Genomic DNA, 25291 nt, shown 5'->3' with positions numbered 1-25291 from the left:
GGATTATTGAATTTGTATAAAATGCTTAAAGAAGCATAATAGAAAAATGTCTAAAAATAAAAACTACGGTGTTAAATTATGCGAGTAGAAATAGAAACATTAGTGGATGAAATCCAACAAGCAATTAAGTTGCTAAGGGGGCATCTTTGACTGGGATCAATCACTAAAACGTCTCGAATATCTCAATCAAAAAGCAGAAGATCCAGCACTTTGGAATAATGCGCAACAAGCACAAGATATGATGCGTGAGCGTCAGCGTCTTGATGATTCAATCAGTGGTATTCTATCATTTACAAAAACACTTGAAGAGTGCATTGCGTTAATTGCGATGGGGGAAGAAGAAAATGATATCGAAGTTATCACTGATGCAGAAAACACAATACGCTATCTTAAGAGAGAAATAGAAAAAAGGCAAATTGATGTGCTTCTTTCAGGAGAAGCAGATCCCAATGATACTTATTTAGAAGTTCATGCAGGTGCAGGTGGTACGGAAAGTCAAGATTGGGCTTCTATGCTGTTACGTATGTATACACGCTGGGCTGAACAACATAAAATGAAGGTTGAAATATTAGAAATTCACGATGGGGAGGAAGCTGGAATAAAATCAGCAACTCTTCTTATAAAAGGGCATAATGCCTATGGTATGTTGAAAACAGAATCAGGTGTTCATCGTTTGGTACGCATTTCGCCATTTGATTCTAATGCAAAGCGCCATACCTCTTTTGCAAGCATTTGGGTTTACCCAGTCATTGATGATAATATTGAAGTGGATGTTTCAGAGGCAGATGTTCGTATCGATACATATCGTGCATCAGGCGCAGGAGGACAACATGTCAATACGACGGATTCTGCAGTTCGCATCACACATATAAAAACAGGTATTGTTGTTCAATGCCAAACGGAGCGTTCCCAGCATAAAAATCGCGCAACTGCGTGGTCTATGTTGCGTGCAAGACTTTATGAAGAAGAGCTCAAAAAGCGAGAAGAAGAAACAAATGCTGTTGAAGCGTCTAAAACAGAAATTGGATGGGGACATCAAATTAGATCTTATGTTCTTCAACCCTATCAGCTTGTCAAAGATTTGCGTACAGGTGTTGAAAACACTGATCCACAATCCGTACTTAATGGTGATTTAGATGCATTTATAGAAGCAGCACTTGCACAGCGCATTTACGGAAAAGTCCAAGAAGTTGAAGAGAGTAATTAATAATAGAATATTTAAGGTTATAGCTGAGTGCGTGCATAGCTCTAGATTCACTAAAGCTAACGATTAGACTAATTTTTACCTTTGATAAGGCTTAGATGACAAGTGCTATTAACCATTATCATGTAAACATGCAGCAGCAGCTAGCACCTTATCAGCGTGTCTAGATACACTAACTTTGCGCCATTCTTCTGCTATTTTTCCAGTTTTATCAATCAAAAAAGTGCTTCGTTCAACACCCATATATTTGCGCCCATACATGCTTTTTTCAACCCAAACACCGTAAGCTTCAAGAGTCGTTTTCTCTTCATCGGAAACAAGAATGATATCAAGCGCGTGTTTTGTTTTAAATTTATCATGGCTATTAATACTATCTGGAGAGATCCCAATAATAACCACTCCCATTTCATCAAATTTTGACTTCAATCGTGTAAAATCAATCGCTTCACTCGTGCATCCACTGGTGTCATCCTTCGGGTAAAAATATAAAACAATATATTTTCCTTTTAGGTCAGAAAGACGTATTCTACCTCCACCGTCGCGTGGCAAATCGAAATCAGGAGCAAGAGTACCTTTCGTTGGTATTGTCATTATCTTATCTTTCTTTTCTCTGTTACCAAGTACAAGCCATTAGAATACATAGCATAAACAATTATACAACTCTCTAGAGTGCTACTATTTTAAAAGATTTTTTATTTTTTCTACAAAGCAGATTACATCACAAATATTGCATTTAAAAACATCATCAAAGAAAAAATATAAGCAAAAGAGTATGAAATTATAAAGAGATTATACCGGTTTCATCAAAACATGTTTTTTCTTACCAAAAGAAAGTTTAATGATTCCATTAGCATTGACGTCTTCTTCAATAATAAGACGTGTTTCATCTTCAATGATTTGATCATTAATACGCACACCTCCACCTTGAACATGGCGACGTGCCTCACTGTTAGATTTAGCGAGTCCTGCTTGTACTAAAAGAGTAAGCACCCCAATACCTATATTTAATTCTGTGGCGTGAATTTCAACAGTTGGAAGATTTTCTCCAAGCGTTTTTTCTTCAAAAGTTTTTCGAGCAGTTTCGGCTGCTGCATCCGCAAGGCTGCGTCCATGCAGCATCGCTGTAATTTCTGTGGCAAGAATTTTCTTTGCCTCATTAATCTCACTCCCTTGCAATGCAGAAAGCTTGAGAATCTCATCCATTGGCAATGTGGTATAAAGTTTTAAAAATCTTATAACATCAGCATCTTCTGTATTGCGCCAATATTGCCAAAACTCATAAGGTGAGAGCATATCCGCATTAAGCCATACAGCCCCATTTAGTGACTTGCCCATTTTTGCACCAGAAGCAGTTGTCAGCAACGGTGAAGTCAATGCATATAACTGTGCGGTCCCTAAGCGATGTCCTAATTCAATGCCATTAATAATGTTGCCCCATTGATCAGTCCCCCCCATTTGCATACGTAGTCCATAGCGCTCATGAAGTTCAACAAAATCATAGGCTTGTAGGATCATATAATTAAACTCTAAAAATGACAAAGAATGTTCACGCTCAAGCCTCAGTTTGACAGAATCAAATGACAACATGCGGTTGACAGAAAAATGTTTTCCTACATCACGTAAAAATTCTAGATAGTTTAAATTACATAACCATTCAGCATTATCAACAATACATGCATCCGTTTCTTTATCACCAAATGTCAAATAGTTAGAAAATACCTTTTTAATACTAGTAATATTTGTAGCAATATCATCTTGTGTGAGAAGACGTCGTGTTTCATCTTTGAAGGAAGGATCACCGATCAGCCCTGTTCCTCCACCCATCAAAGCAATAGGGCGATGACCAGTTTTTTGTAACCAATAAAGCATCATAATTTGTAGAAGATTTCCAGCATGCAGACTTGATGCTGTAGGATCAAACCCAATATAGGCGCTCACAACTTCTTTTGATAAAAGATCATCTAAGCCTTTTTCATCCGAAATTTGGTGGATAAAACCACGTTGGTGCATAATATGTAAAAAATCAGATTTAAAGGCAGTCACAGATTTTATTTCCTCATTAAGATTACATTCAATTTATATATTAATTTGCTCATACGCTCACTCTAGCATAATTAACGTATACCCCACAAGAGAACGAAAATACTGATAGTGAAAATAACACTGAAGCCATTTTCTTACATATTTTAAGAAGAAACACTTTTTGTTAAAAGAGAAGCATTTCCTTTTTGATCTTCGAATGTTGATAAATTATAGAAAAGAGGAGACAATATAAAAACAAAATTTCTCCTTGCTTATAGGAGTGATGATTTCATGTTTTATAAACTTCTATTGGTTTAGGTGAGTGAAAGTATTTCAGGTGGAGGCGTAAGAAATTCACTTGTAATATGGTTGTCTAAATATTGAGCACATCGTTCAATAAGTTCTTGATTATATCCGCTAAAAAAGTGATTAGCACCTTCTAATATTTCTTGTGTAATAGTGATCCCTTTTTGCGTTTTTAGTTTATCTACAAGCGTTTGCACATCTTTTGGAGGAGCAACTTTATCAATATTACCATGAATAATAAGCCCAGAAGAAGGACAAGGAGCAAGAAACGAAAAGTCATAAACATTGGGTTGAGGAGCAACGGATATAAAGCCTTCAATTTCCGGTCGGCGCATTAAAAGTTGCATACCAATCCAAGCGCCAAATGAATATCCAGCTACCCAACAATTTTTAGAATCAGGATGCTGTGTTTGCACCCAATCGAGTGCAGCAGCAGCATCTGAAAGTTCTCCTATTCCATAATCAAATTCACCTTGACTGCGACCAATACCACGAAAATTAAAACGTAATGTTGTAAAACCACGTTGTTGAAACATATAAAAGAGATCATAAACAATTTTATTGTTCATAGTGCCACCAAATTGGGGATGAGGATGCAAAATAATCGCAATTGGCGCATTTCTCTGTGGTGAGGGCTGATAACGTCCTTCAAGCCGACCTGCGGGACCATTAAAAATAACTTCTGGCATTAAATGCTCCTTACATCTGACAAGCTCTCATTGACCTTGACCGACTTTTACCATAGAATCAGTAATTACTAGATATTCTCATTTAAGTGCATTTTTCAAGAAAATTGCACTATTTTTTTAAATCAATTCATTAGATGAATGATTGTGATATAAAATGGTTGTAAAACGTCGATATTTTGATCATAACGCGACAACACCGCTCAAAAAAAAGCGCGGATAGCATTAGTGGAATCTCTAGAGATATTTGGGAATCCTTCATCCGTTCATACGGAAGGACGTGCTGCTAAGGCTTTGTTGCAAAAAGCACGTAGGCAAATCGCTGAAAAGCTTAGAACAAATCCAGATCATGTTATATTTACATCTGGTGCAAGTGAAGCTGCGATGACTTTGTTAACAGCCTCTTATAGTATGGGAAAATCTAAAATTCAGTTTTCTCATCTCTATATTGGTGCTACTGAACATCCATCTGTCGCAGAAGGTGGGCGTTTTCCTAAAGAATTCATCAGTACAATTGCGGTTGATCAAAATGGGCTTATTCAACAAGATAAATTAATTTCTCTCTTAAAGATTCACGATAAAACAAAAGGGTTACCTCTTATTGCTATTCAAGCTGCAAATGGTGAAACCGGTGTTCTTCAACCAATAAAAGAAATAGCTGCTATCGTTCGGGATTCTGGAGGCATTCTGATTGTCGACTTGACCCAATATGTGGACAAAAGCTTCGTTGATATCCATCAGATAGGAGGGGATTTTTTTATACTCTCTGCGCACAAAATTGGCGGGCCTAAGGGAATTGGTGCTTTTGTTTCAAATGGGAACCTTCTTATGCCTTATCCTCTTATCATAGGAGGGGGGCAAGAAAAAGGCTTACGTGGAGGAACAGAAGCATTGCCGCTTATTGCTGCTTTTGGAGCAGCGATAGCTGATTGTTATAGCCAAGAAGAGATAAAACAGTTAATGTCTTTACGTAATAAATTAGAAAATGGGCTACAAAAGATATCTTGTGATGTTGAAATTTTTGGTAAAAGAGTGCCGCGTTTGCCAAATACAACTTACTTCACTGTAGAAAATTTAAAAGCTGAAACGATGCAAATTGCTTTTGACTTGGCAGGATTTTCTGTGTCAGCAGGCTCTGCTTGTTCTTCAGGAAAAGTAAAACAAAGCAAAGTGTTGGAAGCAATGGGCTACCATGTCCCAAATGGAGCTATTCGCATTTCAATAGGACGGTGCACGAGGTCTCAAGACATCGATGATTTTTTATTGGTTTTTTCTCAGATTGTCAGTAATAGTAAAAAGTGAAATTTGTTATTTAAAATTTAGAACTATTTTAAAAATAAAATAAGTTTGATTGAAATTTTCCCACTTTGTATATAATCTAGAGAGTAGATTGCTGCTTTAATCTTGTAAAAAACAAGACTTTTAATCACCGGTTCTTGACACCGGAAGGAATGGAGAAAAATAATGCCGGCAGTGCAGGAAACGATACGTCAAGTACGTGAAATAGATGTTGATCAATATAAATATGGTTTTGAAACCAATATTGAAACAGATAAAGCTCCAAAGGGTTTAAATGAAGATATTATAAGATTTATTTCTGCAAAAAAACATGAACCTGAATGGATGCTGACATGGCGTTTACAAGCTTTCCGCCGTTGGTTAACAATGCAAGAACCTAATTGGGCACGTATTGAATATCCAAAAATCGATTTTCAAGAGCTTTATTATTATGCCGCTCCTAAAAATCATACAGGACCAAAATCTTTAGACGAAGTAGATCCTGAATTATTGGCAACCTATGAAAAACTTGGCATTCCCCTCAAAGAACAAGAAATTTTGGCAGGAGTCAGAAAACAATCTGATCCATCTGCTTTTGATGAGAATATTTATGCATCAGGACAGGTAGCTGTTGATGCGGTTTTCGATTCTGTTTCTGTTGTAACAACATTTAAAAAAGAATTAGCGCGTGCAGGGGTTATTTTTGGTTCTATTTCAGAAGCAATTATCGAACATTCTGATCTTATTAAGCAATATTTAGGAACTGTTGTACCAGTGGGTGACAATTATTATGCTGCTTTGAATGCTGCTGTCTTTACAGATGGTTCATTTGTTTATATTCCCAAAGGGGTTCGTTGTCCTATGGAACTTTCAACCTATTTTAGGATTAATGAGCGCAATACAGGCCAATTTGAACGAACATTAATTATAGCTGATGAAGATTCCTATGTTTCTTATCTTGAAGGATGTACGGCTCCCCAGCGCGATGAAAATCAGCTTCATGCTGCTGTTGTCGAGCTTGTTGCTCTCAAAAATGCAGAAATTAAATATTCTACAGTACAAAATTGGTATCCCGGCGATAAGGATGGTAAGGGAGGTATTTATAATTTTGTCACAAAGCGTGGAGATTGCAGAGGCGATAATTCTAAAATTTTATGGACACAGATTGAGACTGGTTCAGCAATTACTTGGAAATATCCATCTTGTTTACTTCGTGGTGATAACACACGTGGAGAGTTTTATTCTATTGCGATTGCAAATGGCTACCAACAAATTGATTCTGGTACAAAAATGATCCATTTGGGAAAAAATACTTCTAGTCGTATTGTTTCTAAAGGCATTTCTGCTGGTTTTTCAAACAACACTTATCGAGGACAAGTTACAGCGCATCGAAAAGCACAAAATGCACGGAATTTTACGCAATGTGATAGTTTGTTAATAGGCAATGATTGTGGTGCCCATACAGTCCCTTATATTGAAGCAAAAAATGCCACAGCTCAATTTGAACATGAAGCAACAACATCAAAAATTTCTGATGAGCAGCTTTTTTATGTTATGCAGCGGGGAATTCCTGAAGAAGAAGCTATCGCATTAATTGTCAATGGTTTTGTAAAAGAGGTTATTCAAAAACTTCCAATGGAATTTGCTGTCGAAGCACAAAAGCTCATTGGTATTAGCCTTGAGGGTAGTGTGGGATAATTTTATTTATGAGATAAAGAGAAAAGTTAATGTAAAAAGGCTATAACAGTAGCAAATAATGCAAGACATGATCTCTATGATAAATTAGAGAAGCAAATGGATACGAAGATAAGGCAAATGCGCGTTAGTATCCGAAAAAGAAAACAGCCAGAACAGGATTAAATGATGTTAGAGATAAAGAATTTGCACGCCCGTATTGCTGAGACCGATACAGAAATTATTCGCGGTTTGAACTTGACTGTTCAAGATGGTGAAATTGCTGCTATTATGGGACAAAATGGAGCAGGAAAATCGACTTTGTCTTATTTGCTTGCTGGTAGTGATGATTATGAAGTCACGGAAGGTGAAATTCTTTATAATGGACAATCCCTTTTAGAAATGGATCCAGCAGAACGCGCCGCATATGGTGTTTTTCTTGCATTTCAATATCCAATGGAAATACCTGGGGTAGCCACAATGGAATTTTTAAAAGTTGCTATGAATTCTCAACGCAAAGCACGTGGTGAAAAAGAGCTTAAAATTCCTGAATTTATAAAACATGTTAAAGAGGCTGCTTCAAAACTTGAAATCAATATGGATATGCTCAAACGTCCATTAAATGTAGGTTTTTCAGGTGGAGAAAAAAAACGTGCTGAAATTTTACAAATGGCACTTTTTGAACCTAAACTTTGTATTTTAGATGAAACAGATTCTGGTTTAGATATTGATGCGCTAAAAATTGTTGCAGATGGTGTTAATAAACTGCGAGATTCAAAACGTTCGTTTTTAGTTATTACCCACTACCAACGTCTCCTCAATTATATTGTTCCTGATACGGTACATGTTCTTTATAAAGGGCGTATTATTAAAAGTGGAGATAAGTCATTAGCGCTTTATTTAGAGAAAAATGGCTATGCTGATATTATCAGTGATGCCGCTTGAGGTCATTGAATATGAATGCACAACAAGAATTGTTAACGGTTGAAAAAGATATTATTCGTCATTTCAATCAATGTATAAGCAATTTACCTGGCGATAAAACAGTGCAAACAGTCCGTAAAAAAGCTATTGAACTGTTTCAGTCCGCAAGACTTCCTTCACGTAAAATCGAAAACTGGCACTACACAAATCTGCGCACATTATTAAAATCTGTTAGTGATTTTTCAGAAGTCAATGATGAGGAGCAATTGCTTGATGCATTATTTTCAGAGAGCGCTGTTTTTTCTATTAAAAATGGTAAAACAGATAAGCAATCAAAGATTACAAATGTTACAACAAAACGATTTGCAGATGCGTTAAAGGAAGAGTCTATAAAAATAGACCAGATTATTTCTCGAGAAGATTTTATTGGACAAATAAATACGGCTTTTGTTACGGATGGTTGGCTTTTTCACATCCCTGAAAATACAAAATTAGATGTTCCTATTGAATTACAAAATATTCAAAGGGGAGGGCAATCTCATATTTTTTCAGAGATAAAAATTGATAAAAATAGTCAAGCTGTATTTATTGAACGTCAGAGTGGCAATGATAAAGAGACTTTCGTCAGTTCGATATTTTCATTACAGGTTGCCGCTTATAGTGATGTTACATGGATTATTATTCGAAATCGTGGTTTTAACTCTGCACAGTTTAGCCGATTTTGTGCTGTTCTTGATCAAGAAGCAAAACTATCACTTTATGTGATTAATATAGGCAGCCAACTTAATCGTCAGGAAATTGATGTTGAGTTACAAGGGGAAGGCTCCAATTTTCAATTGCGAGTTATCAATTTATTATCAGGAGGGACACATAGCGATCTCACCATGAGTGTGCGTCACTTGGAAGAAAACTCAACTTCAACTGAAATTATACGCAATGTGGTTACAGATAAAGCCGTTGGTGTTTTTCAAGGAATAATACGTGTTGCGCAAAAAGCGCAAAAAACAGATGCACGTATGGCTTGTAATAGTCTTATTCTCTCAGATGACGCAGAATTTAATGCAAAGCCTGAATTAGAAATTTTTGCTGATGATGTTGCATGTGGTCACGGTGCAACCGTTGCCAATATTAACCATGATTATCTTTTTTATCTTATGGCGCGCGGCATTCCTTTTAAAACTGCGCGTGCACTTCTGATTAATGGATTTGTCTCTGAACTTATTGAGGAGATTAAGCAAGATAATATCCAGACTGTTTTAAAAAATATCATTGGCAAATGGTTAGAAAAAAATGTTTAAGGTCAAAAAATGGAAAGTAACGTACCAACGTTGAATTATAATGTAGAAGAAATTCGCCTTGATTTTCCTATTTTACAACATAATGTTTATGACAAACGGTTAGCATATCTTGATAGTGCAGCATCTGCTCAAAAGCCGCAGTCTGTTCTTGATGCGATGGATAATTTTTATCGATATCGTTATGCAAATGTGCATCGAGGAATACATTTTTTATCCAATGCAGCGACACAATGTTATGAAGATGCTCGTGAAACAGTTCGTAGCTTTTTAAATGCTAAAACAGTAAGGGAGATTGTTTTTACAAAAAGTGCGACGGAAGCTATTAATACCGTTGCTTACGGTTGGGGAATGTCTCAATTGAATGAAGGTGATGAAATTATTCTTACCATTATGGAGCATCACTCAAATATTGTCCCTTGGCATTTTATTCGTGAGCGTAAAGGTATAAAACTTGTTTTTGTGCCCGTTGATGGGAATGGTGTTCTTCATATTGAAGATTTTCAAAAAGCTTTAAATGATAGAACAAAACTTGTTGCTATTACGCATATGTCGAATGTATTGGGAACCGTACCTTCTGTTAAGGAAATCATTGAGCTATCACACCAAAATGCCATTCCTGTTCTCGTTGATGGTTCTCAAGGAGCTGTACATTTAACCGTTGATGTACAAAACCTTGATTGTGACTGGTATGTCTTTACAGGTCATAAACTTTATGGTCCAACAGGTATTGGTGTCCTTTATGGTAAGGAATATAGGCTAGAAGAAATGCATCCTTTTCAAGGGGGAGGGGAAATGATTGAAGATATAACTGTTGATAAGGTTTCTTACAATGCTCCCCCCCATCGCTTTGAAGCAGGCACACCTCCCATAGTTGAAGCTATTGGCTTGGCCGCTGCTATTAATTACATGCAAAAAAAAGATAGAAATGCTATTCACGCACATGAAAGGGCACTTTTGTCTTATGCCCATGAAAGGCTTAAAATGGTTAAATCACTGCATATTTATGGCAGTTCTCCTGATAAAGGTGCAATTGTATCTTTTGAAATGGCAGGCATCCATGCCCATGATATTGCTATGTTTGTTGATCGACAAGGTGTTGCAATACGTGCAGGAACACATTGTGCTCAACCTTTGTTACAGCATTTTGGTTTAACATCTGCTTGTCGTGCATCATTAGCTATGTATAGTAGTCATAAAGATATTGACCAGTTAGTGGAAGCATTAGAAAAAGCAAGGATATTTTTTAATGGCTAAATCAATTGAAGAGCATCATTCTACAGAATCTGCTGAAACTGTAAACAAAAGTGAAAAGACGAGCATATCAGCAATCCCAGCTGATGAAATTGATCGTATGACGGATGATATTATTGCTGCTCTCAAAACAGTTTATGATCCAGAGATTCCTGCTGATATTTATGAACTAGGACTGATTTATCGTATTGATATTGAAGATGATCGTTCAGTAAAGATTGAAATGACACTTACGGCACCAGGATGTCCTGTTGCAGGTGAAATGCCAGGTTGGGTGGAAAATGCTGTAAGTGCAGTTGAAGGTGTCTCGCATGTTGAAGTCACCATGACATTCGATCCACCATGGACACCTGATTGTATGTCAGAAGAAGCACAAATTGCTGTTGGATGGTACTAGATACTGTTAAAGAGTTCTAAAATCATCTTTTTGGGAAAGAGATTTGCAGCTTATTTCTTATTTTTAATGAAAATGCAGATTTTTTTTCTTTATAACGACTAAAATCTTATAAATTCATAAAAACATTTAAATTTTATTTGGAGAGCTTTTGAGTTGAAATTAAAAGCTTTTAAAAATATCTTTATTCTTTCTGTTGTAAAAGCTTATTGTAGTGGAATAAACATAATGGAGGATAATAGATAATTTTGCGTATGATTTTAGATTTAACAAACACTGTTTTTAATTTTTTAAAACAAAACTCGACAAAAAAAATCACAGCTCGAGAAATTGCTCAATGGATATTTGAAAATTATATAGAATCCTGCCATCAAAAACAAAAACATTCAACTGCAAAAGTTATCCCCCTTAATAATGATGCAGCTCTTATTCAGCAAATTGTTGCTGAGGTAGGGGTAAGACCTCCATATTTGCAAAAACGTTTATCCCGAAATTAAAACCACGCAGGGACGTCCACGACAATATTATTTCACGCAGTCAACAGATAGTGCTGAAATTGATGAGGCAAAGAGTACAACTTCTAAGACAAATGACTTTGTTAAAGAACATGATCTTTATCCACTATTATCTAAATTTTTATGGTCAGAACTTGAAGTTTACAGCAAACGTATTAATGAGAAACATTCTCGTATAAGAATGGAGCAGGTGGAAATAAATGGGTTGTAACCAGACCTTGTCGGAATACAAGGTTTAAGTCGTGAATGGCATCCTGAAATTAAAGACTGTGTTTTACAATATTTTGATAAAAAACAAAATTCTGGTCTTTTGAAGTAAAAATTTTTCTCAATCGTTCAAATGTACGACAAGCATTTTTCCAAATGGTTAGTAAATCTTCATGGGATAATTTTATTTATCTAGTCGCTAGTGAGATTTCAGGCGTTAATACGTTAAAAGAACTTGGGATGCTTTCAAGTTTACATGGAATTGGTTTTATAAGACTTGATAGGGAAAACTTTTCCGAGAGTCAAATTATGATTCCTGCATAAGAGCGTAATGAAATCGATTGAGATACCGCTAATAGATTGCTGGAGGAAAACAAAGACTTTTCCATTATGAAAAACTCATCCGCCAATTTTATCAGACTGGTGAGATTCGCCAATCTGATTGGGATCATTCTCTTAAAAACTTTTCTTAAAGATTGCCTATCATTCTCAAATTTTTAATTTAGCTCTTATCACGCTTAATTACTATTATTAGCGTAAAACTGCTAATAAAATACTTTAAGAATGTCTTTTTTTATTTTTCAGAGTCATAAAAAAATTAACATCAAAAAGGGAGAGCTTTCAAATTTACTATCAAAAATGTTTTGCTTACATTAGAGGGTTAATTAAAAACTCTTGTTATCTATATATGAGAAATAAAAGCCGGTTTTTTACCTTTGAAATCAACAGAATAATAGATTCTGATAAACCTATTTTGCAATAATCCCACAGGCTAAACGCGCACCACCTCCACCAAGCGGCAATGGCTTATCTGATTGATTGTCTCCTCCTAGATGAATTATTAGCGAATGCCCTTTAATATTCGAAAGTTTTTTAATTCGCGGAGCAAGAACACTCATTGTTGATTGCCCTTTATCATCGACGTAAAGTGCAGGCAAATCACCTAAGTGACCATTAATATTATAAGGTCCAAGATGTTTATTAGTACGAGTAGGATCATAATGTCCACCTGCTGCGCCACCCATTACACCGTCTTTCATGCCACATGAAGGATTTTCATGCACATGAAAACCGTGCAACCCCTGTGGTAAATTGAACAAATTTGGTGTAAAAATCAAACCATGTGTGTTTTCTTCAATTTTAATTATGCCAATAGCTTTTTGTATATTGTTTTGCTCTAAGGCATAAATCTTTACTTTAATAGATTTTGCTAATGCAACAGAATAAGAATTGAAAGTTACCAATAATGATACGAATATAAATATAAGTTTATTTAACACGTTTTTTCTACTTATTATCTAGTTAAACTATAAAATTATTTTCTGAATTGTATTTTATAAAACAGCATTATAATTGATAGATAAATATGATTAAGAAAAAGACTCTATAGTATTCAAAATACATATTTCATAGTACTTTAAGTTTACTAAAAACTTATCTCTTAAAAATTTCAAAAACAATGCGCACTTTATGGACCGGTATATATAGTTCTTCTTCATTTTTTCAAGAGGAGATTCTCAATAAAAAACAGATTTTTAAAGCACTCGTGAAAAATTAAGTAAGAATTTTTTTGATAATTTAGTACATATTATCATCGATAATATGGTACAAAATACATAAAAATCAGCAAGTTATAATGAGTTGTTTTTTTCTTATTATGTATACAAATCTTCTATAAAAGCATAAAATGTACCGACCAAAATACCTATTATTGATCCGATCATTGCACCAATGATCATTCCAATGGAAAATGCTATACCTATACCCATGGTAATAATTGGACCAAATCCTGGTAGAGCAATATAACCATAAGTTGCTAGAACGGCTGCGATTAACCCTGATAGAGTACCATTTAAACTTCCAATAAAAGCAGGCTCTTTAAGAGAATGATAGGTTCTTTTGAAAAAAGCTCTCTCACAATGATAAGAGCCAATATTGCTATCAGTTTTAAAATCAATCATATTTTTTTCTTTTATTTTGAATGCTAACGGTTCCAGAATAATCAACTGATATGAGAAAATGACTTCTTTTAAATTCTACTAAAGCACGCCAAATACCCTTATCATCTAAGCGTAATCGCTTAATATTTGTAAAACCATTTTGCATAAGACAGTTTTTAATTTGCGAAGCAGTAAACGAATTTTGTCCTTGTTTAGTAATGTCTTTTGTGAAGCTATATGCAGAAACTTGACAATAGGGAGCATAAAAAAAACTTTTTATTGAAGCCATAACTATAGATGATAGGCATATAATCATCATAAAAAAAATACTGGATTTTAAAATTTTACTTAATTTCATCTTGTTGGCATCTGTTGAAACAATACTTCATTAACTCTCGTATTGCTAACAAGTTCCCAAGGCTATAAGTATTTGAAATATTATAGTTAATGAAGAAATGATGGATTAAAATCGTTTTTTCTTTTATTCTCTTAAAGTGCAAGATATGATTGACAAAAATGTCTTACCGCTATGGATTTTATGAGATCATTTATAACTAATCTTATTCTGTCGATTACTTTTTATCAGTATATCTCACTTTTTATATTTATATAGAGCTCTAAGAGACATTTCCTTAATATTCTTTGTGAGGCTGTATCTTATTGTTTTAACTTTATCAGTACCATCTATTTTTATTATATCAATGGAGCCGTGTAGGTAATTTGGTTTGGAATATTTGCATAATTTCTTTAAGGCCGTAACCAGGATGCATTCCTTCTCGCATAAATAGATTACGTAATGGTGAGCAATTACGTAATAATCCAAGTCCTACACTTCGTATAATATGAATAGGCAACATATTAGAAAGTAAAGAAAAGTTGAGCATATGAACAGATCCACTTCGGATTAATATATCAGGTCGGCGGCATTTATTATAATTTGTAACAATCATTTTGCAGTGAAAATCAGATATTTTTTTAGGTAAAATATCAATCAAAGTTTGCACATCACGAAATCCTAAATTTAATCCCTGAGCTCCAATAGGAGGAAAAACGTGGGCTGCTTCACCCACTAAAATCGTCCGATTAGCAGCAAAACAATGAGATATAAGTCCTGAAAGTGGCCAAGCTTGAATTGATGTTTCTAATGTTAGTTTTCCAAGCATTGATTGCATTTGGTTTTCCATTACTTTTTCAGTTTCTTTTTTCTCCATATTTAATAATTCTTCGGCACGAGAGGGATGAACGACCCATACGAGACTTGATCTTTTTCCTAGGAGTGGAACCTGTGTAAATGGACCATGTTCTGTATGAAATTCAGTTGATGTATTTTGATGAGAAAAATCATGGGAAAAATTGAGAACAAGTGCTTTTTGTGGATAATTCCACCGTCTAGTACCTATACCTGCAGCAGTTCGTGCTAGAGAGTGGCGCCCATCGGCAGCTACAACAAGAGATGTTTGAATAAGCTGCCCATCTGTAAGAGTAATACATATATGGCTGTTTTGCTGTTGAAAAGACTTTGCCGAAGAGAGAAATCTTATAATATTAGGCATATGTGTAATAGAGGAAACTAAAGTGTTGTTCAGCTCTACATTCGGGATATTATAACCAAAAGCCTCCTCACCAATTTCAACAGAAGAAAAATTCACACTAGGAGCATGCACAATTCTAGAAGTTATATCTATAATTCTAATGAAAGATAAAGCTGCTGCGTGCCTTTTAAGATTATTCCAAATATTAAGTTTTTCAAGGGTACGTACTGCTGGCATCATAAGAGCAGTGGTTCGTAATTCATCCGCATGAGCAGGTGGCCCAATAAGGTAAACAGAGTAGCCCTTATGTGCAAGACAAAGCGCTGCCAACATACCGACTGGACCAGCACCAATAACAGCAATATTTTTGTACTCATTTTTTTCACATGTCACAATGACTTAAACCTTTTCCCATTTATTAATTTTAACATTTCTAAATCTAAAATCTCTTTTTGTTATATGAAGTTTTTCTATTATATTATGTAATCAGTGATACGATATAAAAAAGTAACTTTTTTGTGATTTTTTTTACGATAAATTATACCATAAATAAAAAACAGTGTGTTGGTAAATGAATAAAGACTTTAAAAATGAGGCTAAGAAAACTTTGAAACGTAAGCTAACAAAAAAAATAAAAACAAATGCTGATCTTTTGCGTCACAAAAAAGTAACAATGCCACAAGCAAAGGCCTTTTCGGTTCATTTATTAACAGCTTCAGGCTCATTTTTGGCATTTCTTTCTCTCATATCAGCATCTCAAAAAGAATGGACGGCTATGTTTTGTTGGCTTGGGCTTGCACTTCTTGTTGATGGTATAGATGGTCCAATTGCACGCAAACTTGATGTTAAATACGTACTTCCGACATGGTCTGGTGAGCTTTTGGATAATATTATTGATTATGTCACTTATGTCTTAATTCCGGCTTTTGCACTTTATCAAAGTGGTTTAATGAGTTCAGGATTATCATTTTTATTGAGTGCTATTATTGTCATTTCATCAGCTATTTACTACGCAGATACTGGAATGAAAACAAAAGAAAACTTTTTTAAAGGATTTCCTGTAGTTTGGAATATGATGGTTTTTATTCTTTTTGTCATAAAGCCTGGAGAGTGGATTACTTTTACTATTATTGCCTTATCGGCAATTATATCTTTTTTACCAATTTATTTTATTCATCCAATAAGGGTTATCCGTTTGCGTAAACTTAATTTTTCAATTTTTCTCTTATGGTGTTCTTTTGCTGTTGCTGCATTTTTTTACAAACTGAATGCTCCTTGTTGGGTTAAGATAGGGATTTCAATTACAGGAATTTATATCTATTCTATTGGTGCTATCATGCAAATATTCCCCCAATTAGGAGTAAAAAAATGTGATAAAATAAATAAGTAGATATTTGAAAACAGGAATAATTTATGCAAATTGACTTTGGAGCAGGTGGGGACATTTCTTTTACAAAAAAAGGGCGTGCTGGTATTATAAAGCTTACACGCCCTTCAGCATTAAACGCTCTTAATCGACGAATGGTTTTTGCTCTTAAAAAAGCTCTCAGTACATGGGAAACAGATAATGATGTATCTTGTGTCCTCGTTGAAGGAGAGGGGCGTGCTTTTTGTGCTGGTGGAGATGTTGTAGAAATCTACCATATGGGGAAAAAAACTTCTTCTTATCAATACTTTAGTGATGAATATCGCTTAAATGCTTATATTAAACGTTTTTCAAAACCTTATATTTCTTTTTTGAATGGTATTTGGATGGGAGGAGGGGTAGGTATTTCTTTATACGGATCACATCGGATTGTTACAGAAAATACACTCTTTGCTATGCCAGAGGGCGCTATTGGTTTTTTTCCAGATGTTGGTGCAAGCTTTTTCTTACCATCTCTGCCCAATCACTTTGGTATTTATCTTGCCTTGACTGGTGCACGTATAAAATGGGGAGATTGTTTAAATTTAAGGTTAGCAACTCACGCGGTTCCTGAAATTGAATTAGCCTCTATTAGAAAAGCTATTATTGAGCAAGGAGATCCTAAATTAGCTTTAGATAAGCGAGCAATTACAAAAGACTATGAAACAAGTCATGAAATACGCTGTGTTATCAACGCATGTTTTGGTACCAATAGGTTGGAGGAATGTCTTGAACTGCTTCATAAAAAAAGTAATGAAGGTGTTTTATTTGCTAAAGAATGTTATGATATTTTGCTATCACGTTCTCCTACAAGTTTAAAAGTTATCTGGAAACAAATGAAACAAAATCAAAAAACTTTAGAAGATTGTATGAAAATGGAAAATCGCATTGCACATCATATGATTAATTCACATGATTTCTATGAAGGTATACGTGCAATGTTAATTGATAAGGATAAGACACCGAAATGGCAACCAAATAAACTTTCAAATGTAACAGATCAAATGATAGATATTTATTTCCAACCTGTTGAAAAAGAATTATTATTTTGAAAAATAATCGTCCAAAACAAATTTCAAAAATCACATTAATTTATAATTGTTATTTGCGATTTTTAGCGCTTATTTGCTTAAGTTTAAGTATTTTTTATTGGATACGTCTTGTTGGTATAGTGCCTGGTGCTTTATGGCGTTTTGATCTTATGCCATGGCATTGGCAGTTTGCATCAGCTACATTGGCTATTGTTTATCCTATCGCCTTAATTGGTCTCTGGATGTATTCGCTGTGGGGAATTGTTTTATGGTGTATTGCAGCATTTATAGAAACATTAACGATGTATTATTCTAATTCTATTGACCAATCCTTTGTACTATTATTTCATGGAATATTGTTTTTGATTTTTGTAGTGTTACAAATCACGATATTATTAAAGAAACCATAAAAAAGACTACGAGATTAAAAACTAGAAAACTATTGCAATTAAGTTTTCGAGTCAATTTCTTGACCCGAAAACTTCAATTTTAAAAGGTTTTTCTTAACAAAAAGGCACCCACCACAAATCCCAAGGACTAGTCGCTTTTGCGGAAAATATCCATAATAATGATGCTACTGCTCCCCAAATTGCTGCTGCAGTCATAAAATATACCTTTCTATATCTATAAAAGTTCCATAATATATATTATGCGATAATATGACTAAGAAGGTTAAGAAGGTCACGACCAAATATATGAACAATATGAACCATACTTTAGACATGTTAGTCATATTAATGACGCATATGCCTATATATAAACAAAATTATGGCAATAATTTGTTAAAAATTTTTATCTATTTGAATAATATAGAAATTTAGCTTTAAGTAAAATTTACTTAAAGCTAAAAAAACGATTTGATATAATAAATGAAAAAAATTATTGTGGTAATTTACAACGTTTCACACGTGCGAGATCACTCAAAACAATATTACGGTTGTTTAAAGCTGAAATTTCATTGCTTTCACTTGACTTTACATCCATAAAAAATAAAGCAGGTAAAAATACAACACCTGCTGCTGCTAAGGCTGCGTTTTTGCTTCTTGCTTTAGAACGTTCTCCAATTGTATCATTAATCTGGCGTTTATTGGCGTAAAACTCTCGTTGAATATCGGCGCAGCTCATTGCTCCATCATGTAATGTTGTAACTGAAATATTTTTTTCTAAGCGCCCTCCGCATGCTGACAAAGAAGTAGCTAAAACTACAATACATATTCCCCGCTTCAAATATTTATACATAAAAAAAACCTCTATTTAAACATAAAAAAGACATAATTATAACAAATGGAATACAAAGAAAAGATAAGATTTTTAGAGAAGCTTTTAGTCAACAAAAAATATTTGATTATAAGGCTTTTACATCTGTTTCAAAAATGAGACCTTGATATGCAGGCTTAACATGGGGTGGAACATAGTTTGCCACTTTATTGTAATCCAGTGATCTATCCATATGTGTAAGGATTGCTTGTTTTGGCTGTAAGTATTTTATCCATTGTAATGCTTGATCAACAGAAAAATGGCTTGGATGTTTTTCAAATTGAAGAGCTTCAATAATGAGAACATCCAAATTCATAAGTTTTAGTAATGTTTTTTCAGGAAATTTACTCACATCTGTACAGTAAGCAACATTACCAATACGAAAACCTAAAGAATGAATATTACCGTGACATTGTAAATGTGTACTGACAGCTATTGCTCCACCCTGCCCTTGAATGATGAATTGACTATCTTCATTGATGATATGTGCTTTTAAAATGGGTGAATAAGAGGAACCTTTTGGTGTTTGGAAACAATATCCGAAAGCATTTTTTAAATGTTTTAGAGTGAATATATCTGCATAGATATCTATTAAACATTTTTGTGCAAGTGCATAACTGCGCAAATCATCAATACCGTGAATATGATCCGCATGAGAATGTGTATAAAGTGCGGCATCAAGATGGTTTACGTGAGCATTGATCATTTGTGATCTAAAATCTGGACCAGTGTCAATAACCACTGTTGTTTTTTTCCTGATGGTTTAATGCGTTCAACTAACAAAGAACTTCTATAGCGTTCATTCTTAGGGTTGTTTGGATCACAAGCTCCCCAGTCACCATTGGGGCGTGGTACTCCTGGAGAGGGACCACAACCTAATATCGTGAATTGGTACCGATCAGACATACCTTTTGCCTTATTTCATTTTGTTAAACAAACGAAAAGCATTACGCGTTGTAATTTGAGCGATCTCTTCCATGCTTAAACCAATTGTTTCAGCCAAAATAGCTGCTGTATAGCATACAAAAGATGGCTCATTTGTTTTACCTCGATGAGGAACAGGGGCTAAAAATGGTGCATCCGTTTCCACCAATAGATACTCATGCGGTACAATTTTTGCTATCTCACGAATTTCAAGCGCATTTTTAAAAGTCAAAATCCCTGAAAAAGAAATATAACCACCAAGTTCAATACCAACACGAGCAAGTTGCATCCCAGATGAATAACAATGAAGGACAAATGGAAAAGTAGCTTCTTTTATTTGCTCACGTAATATTCTTTCCATATCTGAGTCGGCATTGCGTGAATGTATAACAAGAGGAAGCTGTGTTTCTCGAGACGCAATAATATGTTCTTGAAAAACCTTTTTTTGTTCTTCTGGTGAGGAATAATCGTAATGATAATCAAGGCCAACCTCTCCAAAAGCAACAATTTTAGGATGCTTTGAGAGGTGGATAAGCTCTTTAGCGGTAATATTTTGTTCTTCATGGGCATGATTTGGATGCGTGCCAACGGAACAAAATACTTGGTCATAGCTTTGTGCAATTGCCAACAACTTATCTAATTTACGGACATGCGTAGAAATTGTTATCATACGTTCAACACCAACATCTAAAGCCCGTCGAATTACATCATCCAAGTCTTGTGAAAAATCTTCAAAATCAAGATGGCAATGTGTATCAATCAGCATGATGTATCTCATCTTTTCTTAAGATATAACGGGGAAAGATTGGTTCCGGTGGCGGAATATCAAGACCTTCTTGAATTCTTGTATGACTGATATGATACAGTAACCTCTTATCTTCAGCAATCGCAAGGCTATCGAGAAGCTTGCTTGCTGACTGTGGTATGAAAGGCAAAAGCATAATTCCTATGCGCCGAAGAATTTCTACAGTTGTATAAAGAACCGTACAAAATCGCTCTGGATTATTTTTTCGTAAACTCCAAGGCTGTTCGCTAGCAAAATAACGGTTAACGTCTGCTATGAGTGAAAAAATAACTGAAAGTGCTAAATGTATCCCGTGAGAAGACATCGCTTGGCGCACAAGTGAAAGCGTTTGAAGAGACTGTTCTAAAAGCTGCTTATCTTGAACTAAAAAAGCTGCAGGTTGGGGAACTTTTGCATGGCAATTTTTGGCAATCATAGACAAAGAACGCTGTGCTAAATTACCAAGATCATTAGCAAGATCTGCATTAATGCGATTTACAAAACCATCATGGCTATAACTGCCATCTTGTCCAAATGGTACTTCTCGAAGCAAAAAATAACGAAACTGATCAAGGCCATAATGATCAACCATTTCAAAAGGATCAACGACATTTCCAATGGACTTTGACATTTTTGCACCGCGATTGAGTAAAAAACCATGCGCAAAAATATGTTTAGGCAATTCAATTCCAGCGGATATTAAAAATGCTGGCCAATAGACCGCATGAAAACGAAGGATATCTTTACCAATAATATGCGTATTTGCAGGCCAAAAATTACGTTTTTTTGAATTTTCATCAAAAAAACCAATAGCTGACAGATAATTTGTAAGCGCATCGACCCAAACATACATCACATGCTTTGGATTATTGGGAACAGCAACACCCCAATTAAAATTTGCCCGCGAAATAGAAATATCTTTTAAACCTGATTTGATAAAACTAATGACTTCATTACGTCGCTCAAGGGGAGCAACAAAATTAGGATGTTTTTCATAATGTTCTAGAAGAACTTTTTCATAGCGTGAAAGCTTAAAAAAATAACTTTCCTCTTCATTCCATTCAACAGGAGAGCCTAACTCCTTTTCGCGGCGGACATTGTCTTCTCCAATTTCAGTATCTTTCTCTTCATAATATGCTTCTTGGCGAACTGAATACCAACCCGTATAACGACCAAGATAAATATCGCCATTCGCTTCCATCTTTTTCCAAATTTCTTGACAGGCTTTATAGTGGCGCTCTTCTGTTGTGCGGATAAAATCATCATTAGAACAATTTAAAACTGCAAGCATTTTTTGAAATACAGCGCTATTACGATCTGCAAGTTGCTGAGCTGTCATACCCAACGCTTCTGCCGTTTGTTGCATCTTTAAGCCGTGCTCATCTGTACCAGAAAGAAAAAATACATTTTTCCCATCTAATCGTTGAAAACGAGCCAAAACATCACTTGTAATTGCACTATAGGCATGTCCAATATGTGGAGTGCCATTAGGATAAAAAATTGGAGTTGTTATATAATATGTGTCACGCATGTCATACTCATTGTAAAACGCAATAAAAGATTACACTGAGACATAACGTCTGTTAATGGCATTGTCACGGAAAAAGCTCACTCATTGTGAATGACCTTATGAACTTTTAAAAGCAAATTAATCATAAATTGCTTCTTATCAAGATTAAATGATTGCATTTCTTCTATTTCTTGATGAATCTCCTGCCACGCTTGCGCACATTTCTTTGAGAGAGCTAACGCTCCTCTTTCAGCAAATAGGATAGCTTTTTTTTGAATTTTATCAAGAATTTCATCACAAAATTGTTGAAACTGAAGTGTAGAAGAAAGGGATGAAAGTGTTTGTGCAAGAGTGTGTACAACAGCAAAGTTACAAATAGATTGCTCTAAAAAAGTATCAATGGTTTTAATAATTTCAAAACCACCATGGCACATAAGTAAAGCAGCTTTTCGAGGGCTTCCTTTGGATCTTTCAATAATCATTTCAATGATTTCTTTATCAGGTAAATTCTGATTTGAAAAAATATGCGTAATGACTTGTTTCATCTCATCATCATGTAATGGCCGCAAAGAAATCTGTTGGCATCGTGAACGAATTGTTGGAAGCAATTTTCCTAAAGAGTGTGTAATAATGATGAATAAAGTCTTTGCAGGAGGTTCTTCAAGCGTTTTGAGAATTGCATTAGCTGCACTTCTATTCATATCCTCTGCAGGATCAATGATAACAATACGCCATCCATTATCTTGCGATGTTTGGTTTAAAAAATGCATCACATCGCGGATATCATCAATGAGTATACCTGTTTTGAACTTTTGTGTTTTAAAATCAAAGCGGCGCGAAATATGCAAAAGACCAGGATGACAGCCTTGCATAATTTGATTCCATGTAATGGAATTATGCTCTGGCTGCAAAAAACTGCCCTTTTGAGAGCTTAGAATATTCCAAGCAAGATGAAATGCTAATGTAGCCTTTCCAATTCCATGTTTTCCTTCAAATAACAATGCATGGTGCAAACGTCCCTCTTCACGCATGCACGCCAAAAGATGACGGGCATCCTCATGACCAAAGATGACATTATTCTGTGAAGGTGATAAAACTGTATCAATATCATCATATTGGTGTAGAATATTTACGTCACTCATGAGCTTGATCCAACAATAGCTGATGACAAATATTTTTTATTTTTTGTGCAATAATTTCTATTGCAGCTGTGGCGTCAATCACTCGGAATCTATTAGGCTCCTGTTTTGCTAATTGCAAAAAAGCTTGGCGCCTTTGCTCTTGAATCTTTAAATTATCTTTTTCAAAATAATCAATCGTTTCTGTTTTTTTTCTTCGCACTTTTGCGCGTTCCATACCATATGTTGCTGGTATATCTAATAAAAATGTTAGATGAGGTATTATCCCATTGAGAGCAACAGATTCTAAAATGGTAAGAATAGAAGAATTGACCCTATCATTGAGTCCTTGATAAACGCGCGTAGAATCAATAAAGCGATCACATAAAATGATTTTGCCTTTTTGCAGCGCTGGTATAATAATTTCGCTAACATGATCAGCACGTGCGGCTGTAAATAAAGCTGCTTCAACGAATGCCCCATATTGTTGGGCCTGACCCGACAACAAAATATAACGTATTGCTTCAGCACCTTCTGTTCCACCTGGCTCTCGTGTTGTAATAACATTGTAGCCTTTGTTAGAAAGATACTGAGCGAGCAAAGAAATTTGCGTTGTTTTCCCTGCCCCTTCCCCCCCTTCAAATGTAATAAAATAACCTGACACGTATAAACCTCAACCCTTATTGAGCACACACTATAAATATTTCTGTAACCAGCCAATTGTTAATTCATAGAGTGCGTTTTTTACTTTTATAAAAAAGCTTCCTTCCTGAACATTATTTCCAGCAAAAACTGTTTTTTCGAGAAGAATCTTTTTATCTTCTAAAATTTGCAAAACACCAACCGGTTGTCCTAAAATGATCGGAGCTTTTAAGGGGCCATGATATTTAATTTTTGCTTTAACATTCATTTTTTTTCATTCGAAAGCATAAGATTTATAGGCTCTTTAACAATAACAGAAACAGAATTTTGCATCCCACCATAAACAGAAGCATGGCCAATAGTCTCTCCTTGTGTGAAAATCGTTTTAAAATCAAAAGCTGTCATACCCCATTGAAGAATACGCTCTATTTCTTTTGTGTGTCCTTTACCATCTCGCAAACCATTTATTGCCAAAAAAAGACGCCGATGATTTTTATAAACAGAAACAACCATCGAAAATCCTTCATCTTTACTGTAACCAAAAGTAAATCCTTCTACACCAATTTCTTTGGAAATGAGAGGATTTTTGTTACGTTGAAAAATATTATTCCAAGTAAAATGAGGTTCGCTGTAAAGCGTATAATAATCGGGATATTCATGAACAATATGACGCGCTAATATGATCATATCGCGCAATGACACAAATTGTCCTTCTTCAGGAAACCCCGTCGCGTTTACAAAGTGACTATGCGATAGCCCAAGTATTTTAGCTCGTTGATTCATGAGTTTTGCAAAATTAGCCTCGCTTCCCGCTATGCCCTCAGCAAGAGCAATCGCCGCATCATTTCCATTGACAATAATTAAACCACGCAAAAGATCAGAAACACTAATTTCTGTCTTTACTTTTGCAAACATAGTGGTGGTACCAGAAATTGCTCCACCTTTGTGCCAAGCATTTTCACTAATCTTGAATTTTTGTGTACTGCTTAATAAGCCTTCTTTTAATTGATGAAATATGACTTCAGCGGTCATCAATTTTGTTAATGAAGCTGGAAAAAAAGTAATATCGCTTTGTTTTTCAAAAAGTATTGTATCTGTATCATTATCAAGTAGCAGTATTTGTGATGCAGAATTTTGAAAATCTTGCGCTCTCCCCCACCCGTCTAATGTCAACATCCAAACTAAGGTGAATAAAACCCTTAATGTCGTGTGCATAGCCGCTCCTCTCATATTTGGAGAAACAGCATAAAGAATCTTCTTATACAAGAAAAGACTTGTTTTTCTGCCGACTAAGAATCATATCATGAAATTAAAACAGGTTTCTATTTTGATTCAGTATCATCAAAATAAACCAATATATTTTTTCTTTTATTTCTCATGTGGGATTTA

22 protein-coding genes and 3 pseudogenes are annotated in these 25291 nt (G+C 35.0%); 11 read left to right on the top strand and 14 right to left on the bottom strand.

The window, feature by feature from the left end:
- Nucleotides 1-78 precede the first annotated feature (78 nt).
- Nucleotides 79-1207, top strand: a protein-coding gene (prfB, locus tag BN202_RS00915) for a peptide chain release factor 2 (protein ID WP_156792104.1) whose coding sequence is annotated in 2 segments (ribosomal slippage) — nucleotides 79-147 and nucleotides 149-1207 — 1128 coding nt in all. Because the reading frame shifts where the segments join, the coding sequence is not laid out codon by codon here.
- A gap of 108 nt (nucleotides 1208-1315) precedes the next feature.
- Here the strand turns inward: prfB and BN202_RS00910 are convergent.
- From BN202_RS00910 to BN202_RS00900, 3 genes are all read right to left on the bottom strand, one after another.
- Complete coding sequence (locus BN202_RS00910) at nucleotides 1316-1795, bottom strand: peroxiredoxin (RefSeq protein WP_019218637.1); 480 nt, start codon at nucleotides 1793-1795, stop codon at nucleotides 1316-1318.
- Between the two features lie 198 nt (nucleotides 1796-1993).
- Nucleotides 1994-3247: a tyrosine--tRNA ligase gene (gene tyrS / locus BN202_RS00905; RefSeq protein WP_019218636.1), complete on the bottom strand. Its 1254-nt coding sequence runs from the start codon at nucleotides 3245-3247 to the stop codon at nucleotides 1994-1996.
- A 293-nt stretch (nucleotides 3248-3540) separates the two neighbouring features.
- Nucleotides 3541-4221: an alpha/beta hydrolase gene (locus BN202_RS00900; protein WP_019218635.1), complete on the bottom strand. Its 681-nt coding sequence runs from the start codon at nucleotides 4219-4221 to the stop codon at nucleotides 3541-3543.
- A 154-nt stretch (nucleotides 4222-4375) separates the two neighbouring features.
- Between BN202_RS00900 and BN202_RS00895 the strand changes: the two are divergent.
- From BN202_RS00895 to BN202_RS10160, 7 genes and pseudogenes are all read left to right on the top strand, one after another.
- Nucleotides 4376-5520 (top strand): annotated as a pseudogene (locus BN202_RS00895) (cysteine desulfurase family protein).
- 162 nt (nucleotides 5521-5682) lie between these two features.
- Complete coding sequence (gene sufB / locus BN202_RS00890) at nucleotides 5683-7194, top strand: Fe-S cluster assembly protein SufB (protein WP_019218633.1); 1512 nt, start codon at nucleotides 5683-5685, stop codon at nucleotides 7192-7194.
- 165 nt (nucleotides 7195-7359) lie between these two features.
- Nucleotides 7360-8115 carry a Fe-S cluster assembly ATPase SufC gene (sufC, locus tag BN202_RS00885; protein ID WP_019218632.1) on the top strand — a complete coding sequence of 252 codons (756 nt, stop codon included), beginning with the start codon at nucleotides 7360-7362 and terminating at the stop codon, nucleotides 8113-8115.
- A gap of 11 nt (nucleotides 8116-8126) precedes the next feature.
- Complete coding sequence (gene sufD / locus BN202_RS00880) at nucleotides 8127-9392, top strand: Fe-S cluster assembly protein SufD (protein WP_019218631.1); 1266 nt, start codon at nucleotides 8127-8129, stop codon at nucleotides 9390-9392.
- 9 nt (nucleotides 9393-9401) lie between these two features.
- On the top strand, nucleotides 9402-10646 hold the full coding sequence (locus tag BN202_RS00875) for a cysteine desulfurase (RefSeq protein ID WP_019218630.1): 1245 nt from the start codon (nucleotides 9402-9404) through the stop codon (nucleotides 10644-10646).
- Entirely contained in the window at nucleotides 10639-11040 is a 402-nt protein-coding gene (locus BN202_RS00870) for an SUF system Fe-S cluster assembly protein (RefSeq protein ID WP_019218629.1), read from the top strand. The genes BN202_RS00875 and BN202_RS00870 overlap by 8 nt, the downstream gene beginning before the upstream one ends.
- 245 nt (nucleotides 11041-11285) lie before the next feature.
- On the top strand, nucleotides 11286-11534 hold the full coding sequence (locus tag BN202_RS10160) for a hypothetical protein (RefSeq protein ID WP_244426373.1): 249 nt from the start codon (nucleotides 11286-11288) through the stop codon (nucleotides 11532-11534).
- A 974-nt stretch (nucleotides 11535-12508) separates the two neighbouring features.
- On the opposite strand, the gene sodC is transcribed toward BN202_RS10160, so the two are convergent.
- The 4 genes from sodC to BN202_RS00845 all read right to left on the bottom strand — a co-directional run bounded on the left by sodC (nucleotide 12509) and on the right by BN202_RS00845 (nucleotide 15624).
- A complete protein-coding gene (sodC, locus tag BN202_RS00860; protein ID WP_156792105.1) occupies nucleotides 12509-13024 on the bottom strand; it encodes a superoxide dismutase family protein in 516 nt (171 codons plus the stop codon).
- A gap of 390 nt (nucleotides 13025-13414) precedes the next feature.
- Nucleotides 13415-13735, bottom strand: a complete 321-nt coding sequence (locus BN202_RS00855) for a hypothetical protein (protein WP_034987024.1) — start codon at nucleotides 13733-13735, stop codon at nucleotides 13415-13417.
- On the bottom strand, nucleotides 13713-14057 hold the full coding sequence (locus BN202_RS00850; RefSeq protein ID WP_019218625.1) for a hypothetical protein: 345 nt from the start codon (nucleotides 14055-14057) through the stop codon (nucleotides 13713-13715). Before BN202_RS00850 ends, BN202_RS00855 begins: the two co-directional genes overlap by 23 nt.
- Nucleotides 14058-14397: 340 nt before the next feature.
- Complete coding sequence (locus BN202_RS00845) at nucleotides 14398-15624, bottom strand: UbiH/UbiF family hydroxylase (protein WP_019218624.1); 1227 nt, start codon at nucleotides 15622-15624, stop codon at nucleotides 14398-14400.
- Nucleotides 15625-15802: 178 nt separating this feature from the next.
- On the opposite strand from BN202_RS00845, the gene pcsA reads away from it, so the two are divergent.
- Genes pcsA through BN202_RS00830 form a run of 3 tightly spaced genes read left to right on the top strand, consistent with a single transcriptional unit; the run spans nucleotide 15803 to nucleotide 18077 of the window.
- A complete protein-coding gene (gene pcsA, locus BN202_RS00840) occupies nucleotides 15803-16621 on the top strand; it encodes a phosphatidylcholine synthase (RefSeq protein ID WP_019218623.1) in 819 nt (272 codons plus the stop codon).
- A 23-nt stretch (nucleotides 16622-16644) separates the two neighbouring features.
- Nucleotides 16645-17688: an enoyl-CoA hydratase/isomerase family protein gene (locus BN202_RS00835; protein ID WP_019218622.1), complete on the top strand. Its 1044-nt coding sequence runs from the start codon at nucleotides 16645-16647 to the stop codon at nucleotides 17686-17688.
- Nucleotides 17685-18077: a DUF6163 family protein gene (locus BN202_RS00830; RefSeq protein ID WP_019218621.1), complete on the top strand. Its 393-nt coding sequence runs from the start codon at nucleotides 17685-17687 to the stop codon at nucleotides 18075-18077. The genes BN202_RS00835 and BN202_RS00830 overlap by 4 nt, the downstream gene beginning before the upstream one ends.
- A 469-nt stretch (nucleotides 18078-18546) precedes the next feature.
- On the opposite strand, the gene BN202_RS00825 is transcribed toward BN202_RS00830, so the two are convergent.
- The 7 genes and pseudogenes from BN202_RS00825 to BN202_RS00795 form a co-directional block, all read right to left on the bottom strand.
- A complete protein-coding gene (locus BN202_RS00825) occupies nucleotides 18547-18906 on the bottom strand; it encodes a hypothetical protein (RefSeq protein WP_019218620.1) in 360 nt (119 codons plus the stop codon).
- 106 nt (nucleotides 18907-19012) lie between these two features.
- Nucleotides 19013-19830 (bottom strand): annotated as a pseudogene (locus BN202_RS00820) (MBL fold metallo-hydrolase).
- Nucleotides 19831-19840: 10 nt separating this feature from the next.
- Nucleotides 19841-20614, bottom strand: coding sequence for a TatD family hydrolase (locus BN202_RS00815; protein ID WP_019218618.1), 774 nt, complete (start codon nucleotides 20612-20614; stop codon nucleotides 19841-19843).
- Nucleotides 20604-22163 carry a methionine--tRNA ligase gene (gene metG / locus BN202_RS00810; protein WP_019218617.1) on the bottom strand — a complete coding sequence of 520 codons (1560 nt, stop codon included), beginning with the start codon at nucleotides 22161-22163 and terminating at the stop codon, nucleotides 20604-20606. Before metG ends, BN202_RS00815 begins: the two co-directional genes overlap by 11 nt.
- Nucleotides 22164-22240: 77 nt before the next feature.
- Nucleotides 22241-23284: a DNA polymerase III subunit delta' gene (locus BN202_RS00805; RefSeq protein WP_019218616.1), complete on the bottom strand. Its 1044-nt coding sequence runs from the start codon at nucleotides 23282-23284 to the stop codon at nucleotides 22241-22243.
- Nucleotides 23277-23924 (bottom strand): dTMP kinase, encoded by a 648-nt coding sequence (tmk, locus tag BN202_RS00800; protein ID WP_019218615.1) that lies wholly within the window; start codon nucleotides 23922-23924, stop codon nucleotides 23277-23279. The genes BN202_RS00805 and tmk overlap by 8 nt, the downstream gene beginning before the upstream one ends.
- A 30-nt stretch (nucleotides 23925-23954) precedes the next feature.
- Nucleotides 23955-25117: pseudogene (locus BN202_RS00795) on the bottom strand (D-alanyl-D-alanine carboxypeptidase family protein).
- Nucleotides 25118-25291 lie beyond the last annotated feature (174 nt).

It is taken from the genome of Bartonella florencae (genome assembly GCF_000312525.1).
In the GTDB taxonomy this organism is placed as follows: domain Bacteria; phylum Pseudomonadota; class Alphaproteobacteria; order Rhizobiales; family Rhizobiaceae; genus Bartonella; species Bartonella florencae.
The sequence above is the reverse complement of the archived record's forward strand: the minus strand, read 5'-3'. Positions and strand labels throughout refer to the sequence as shown.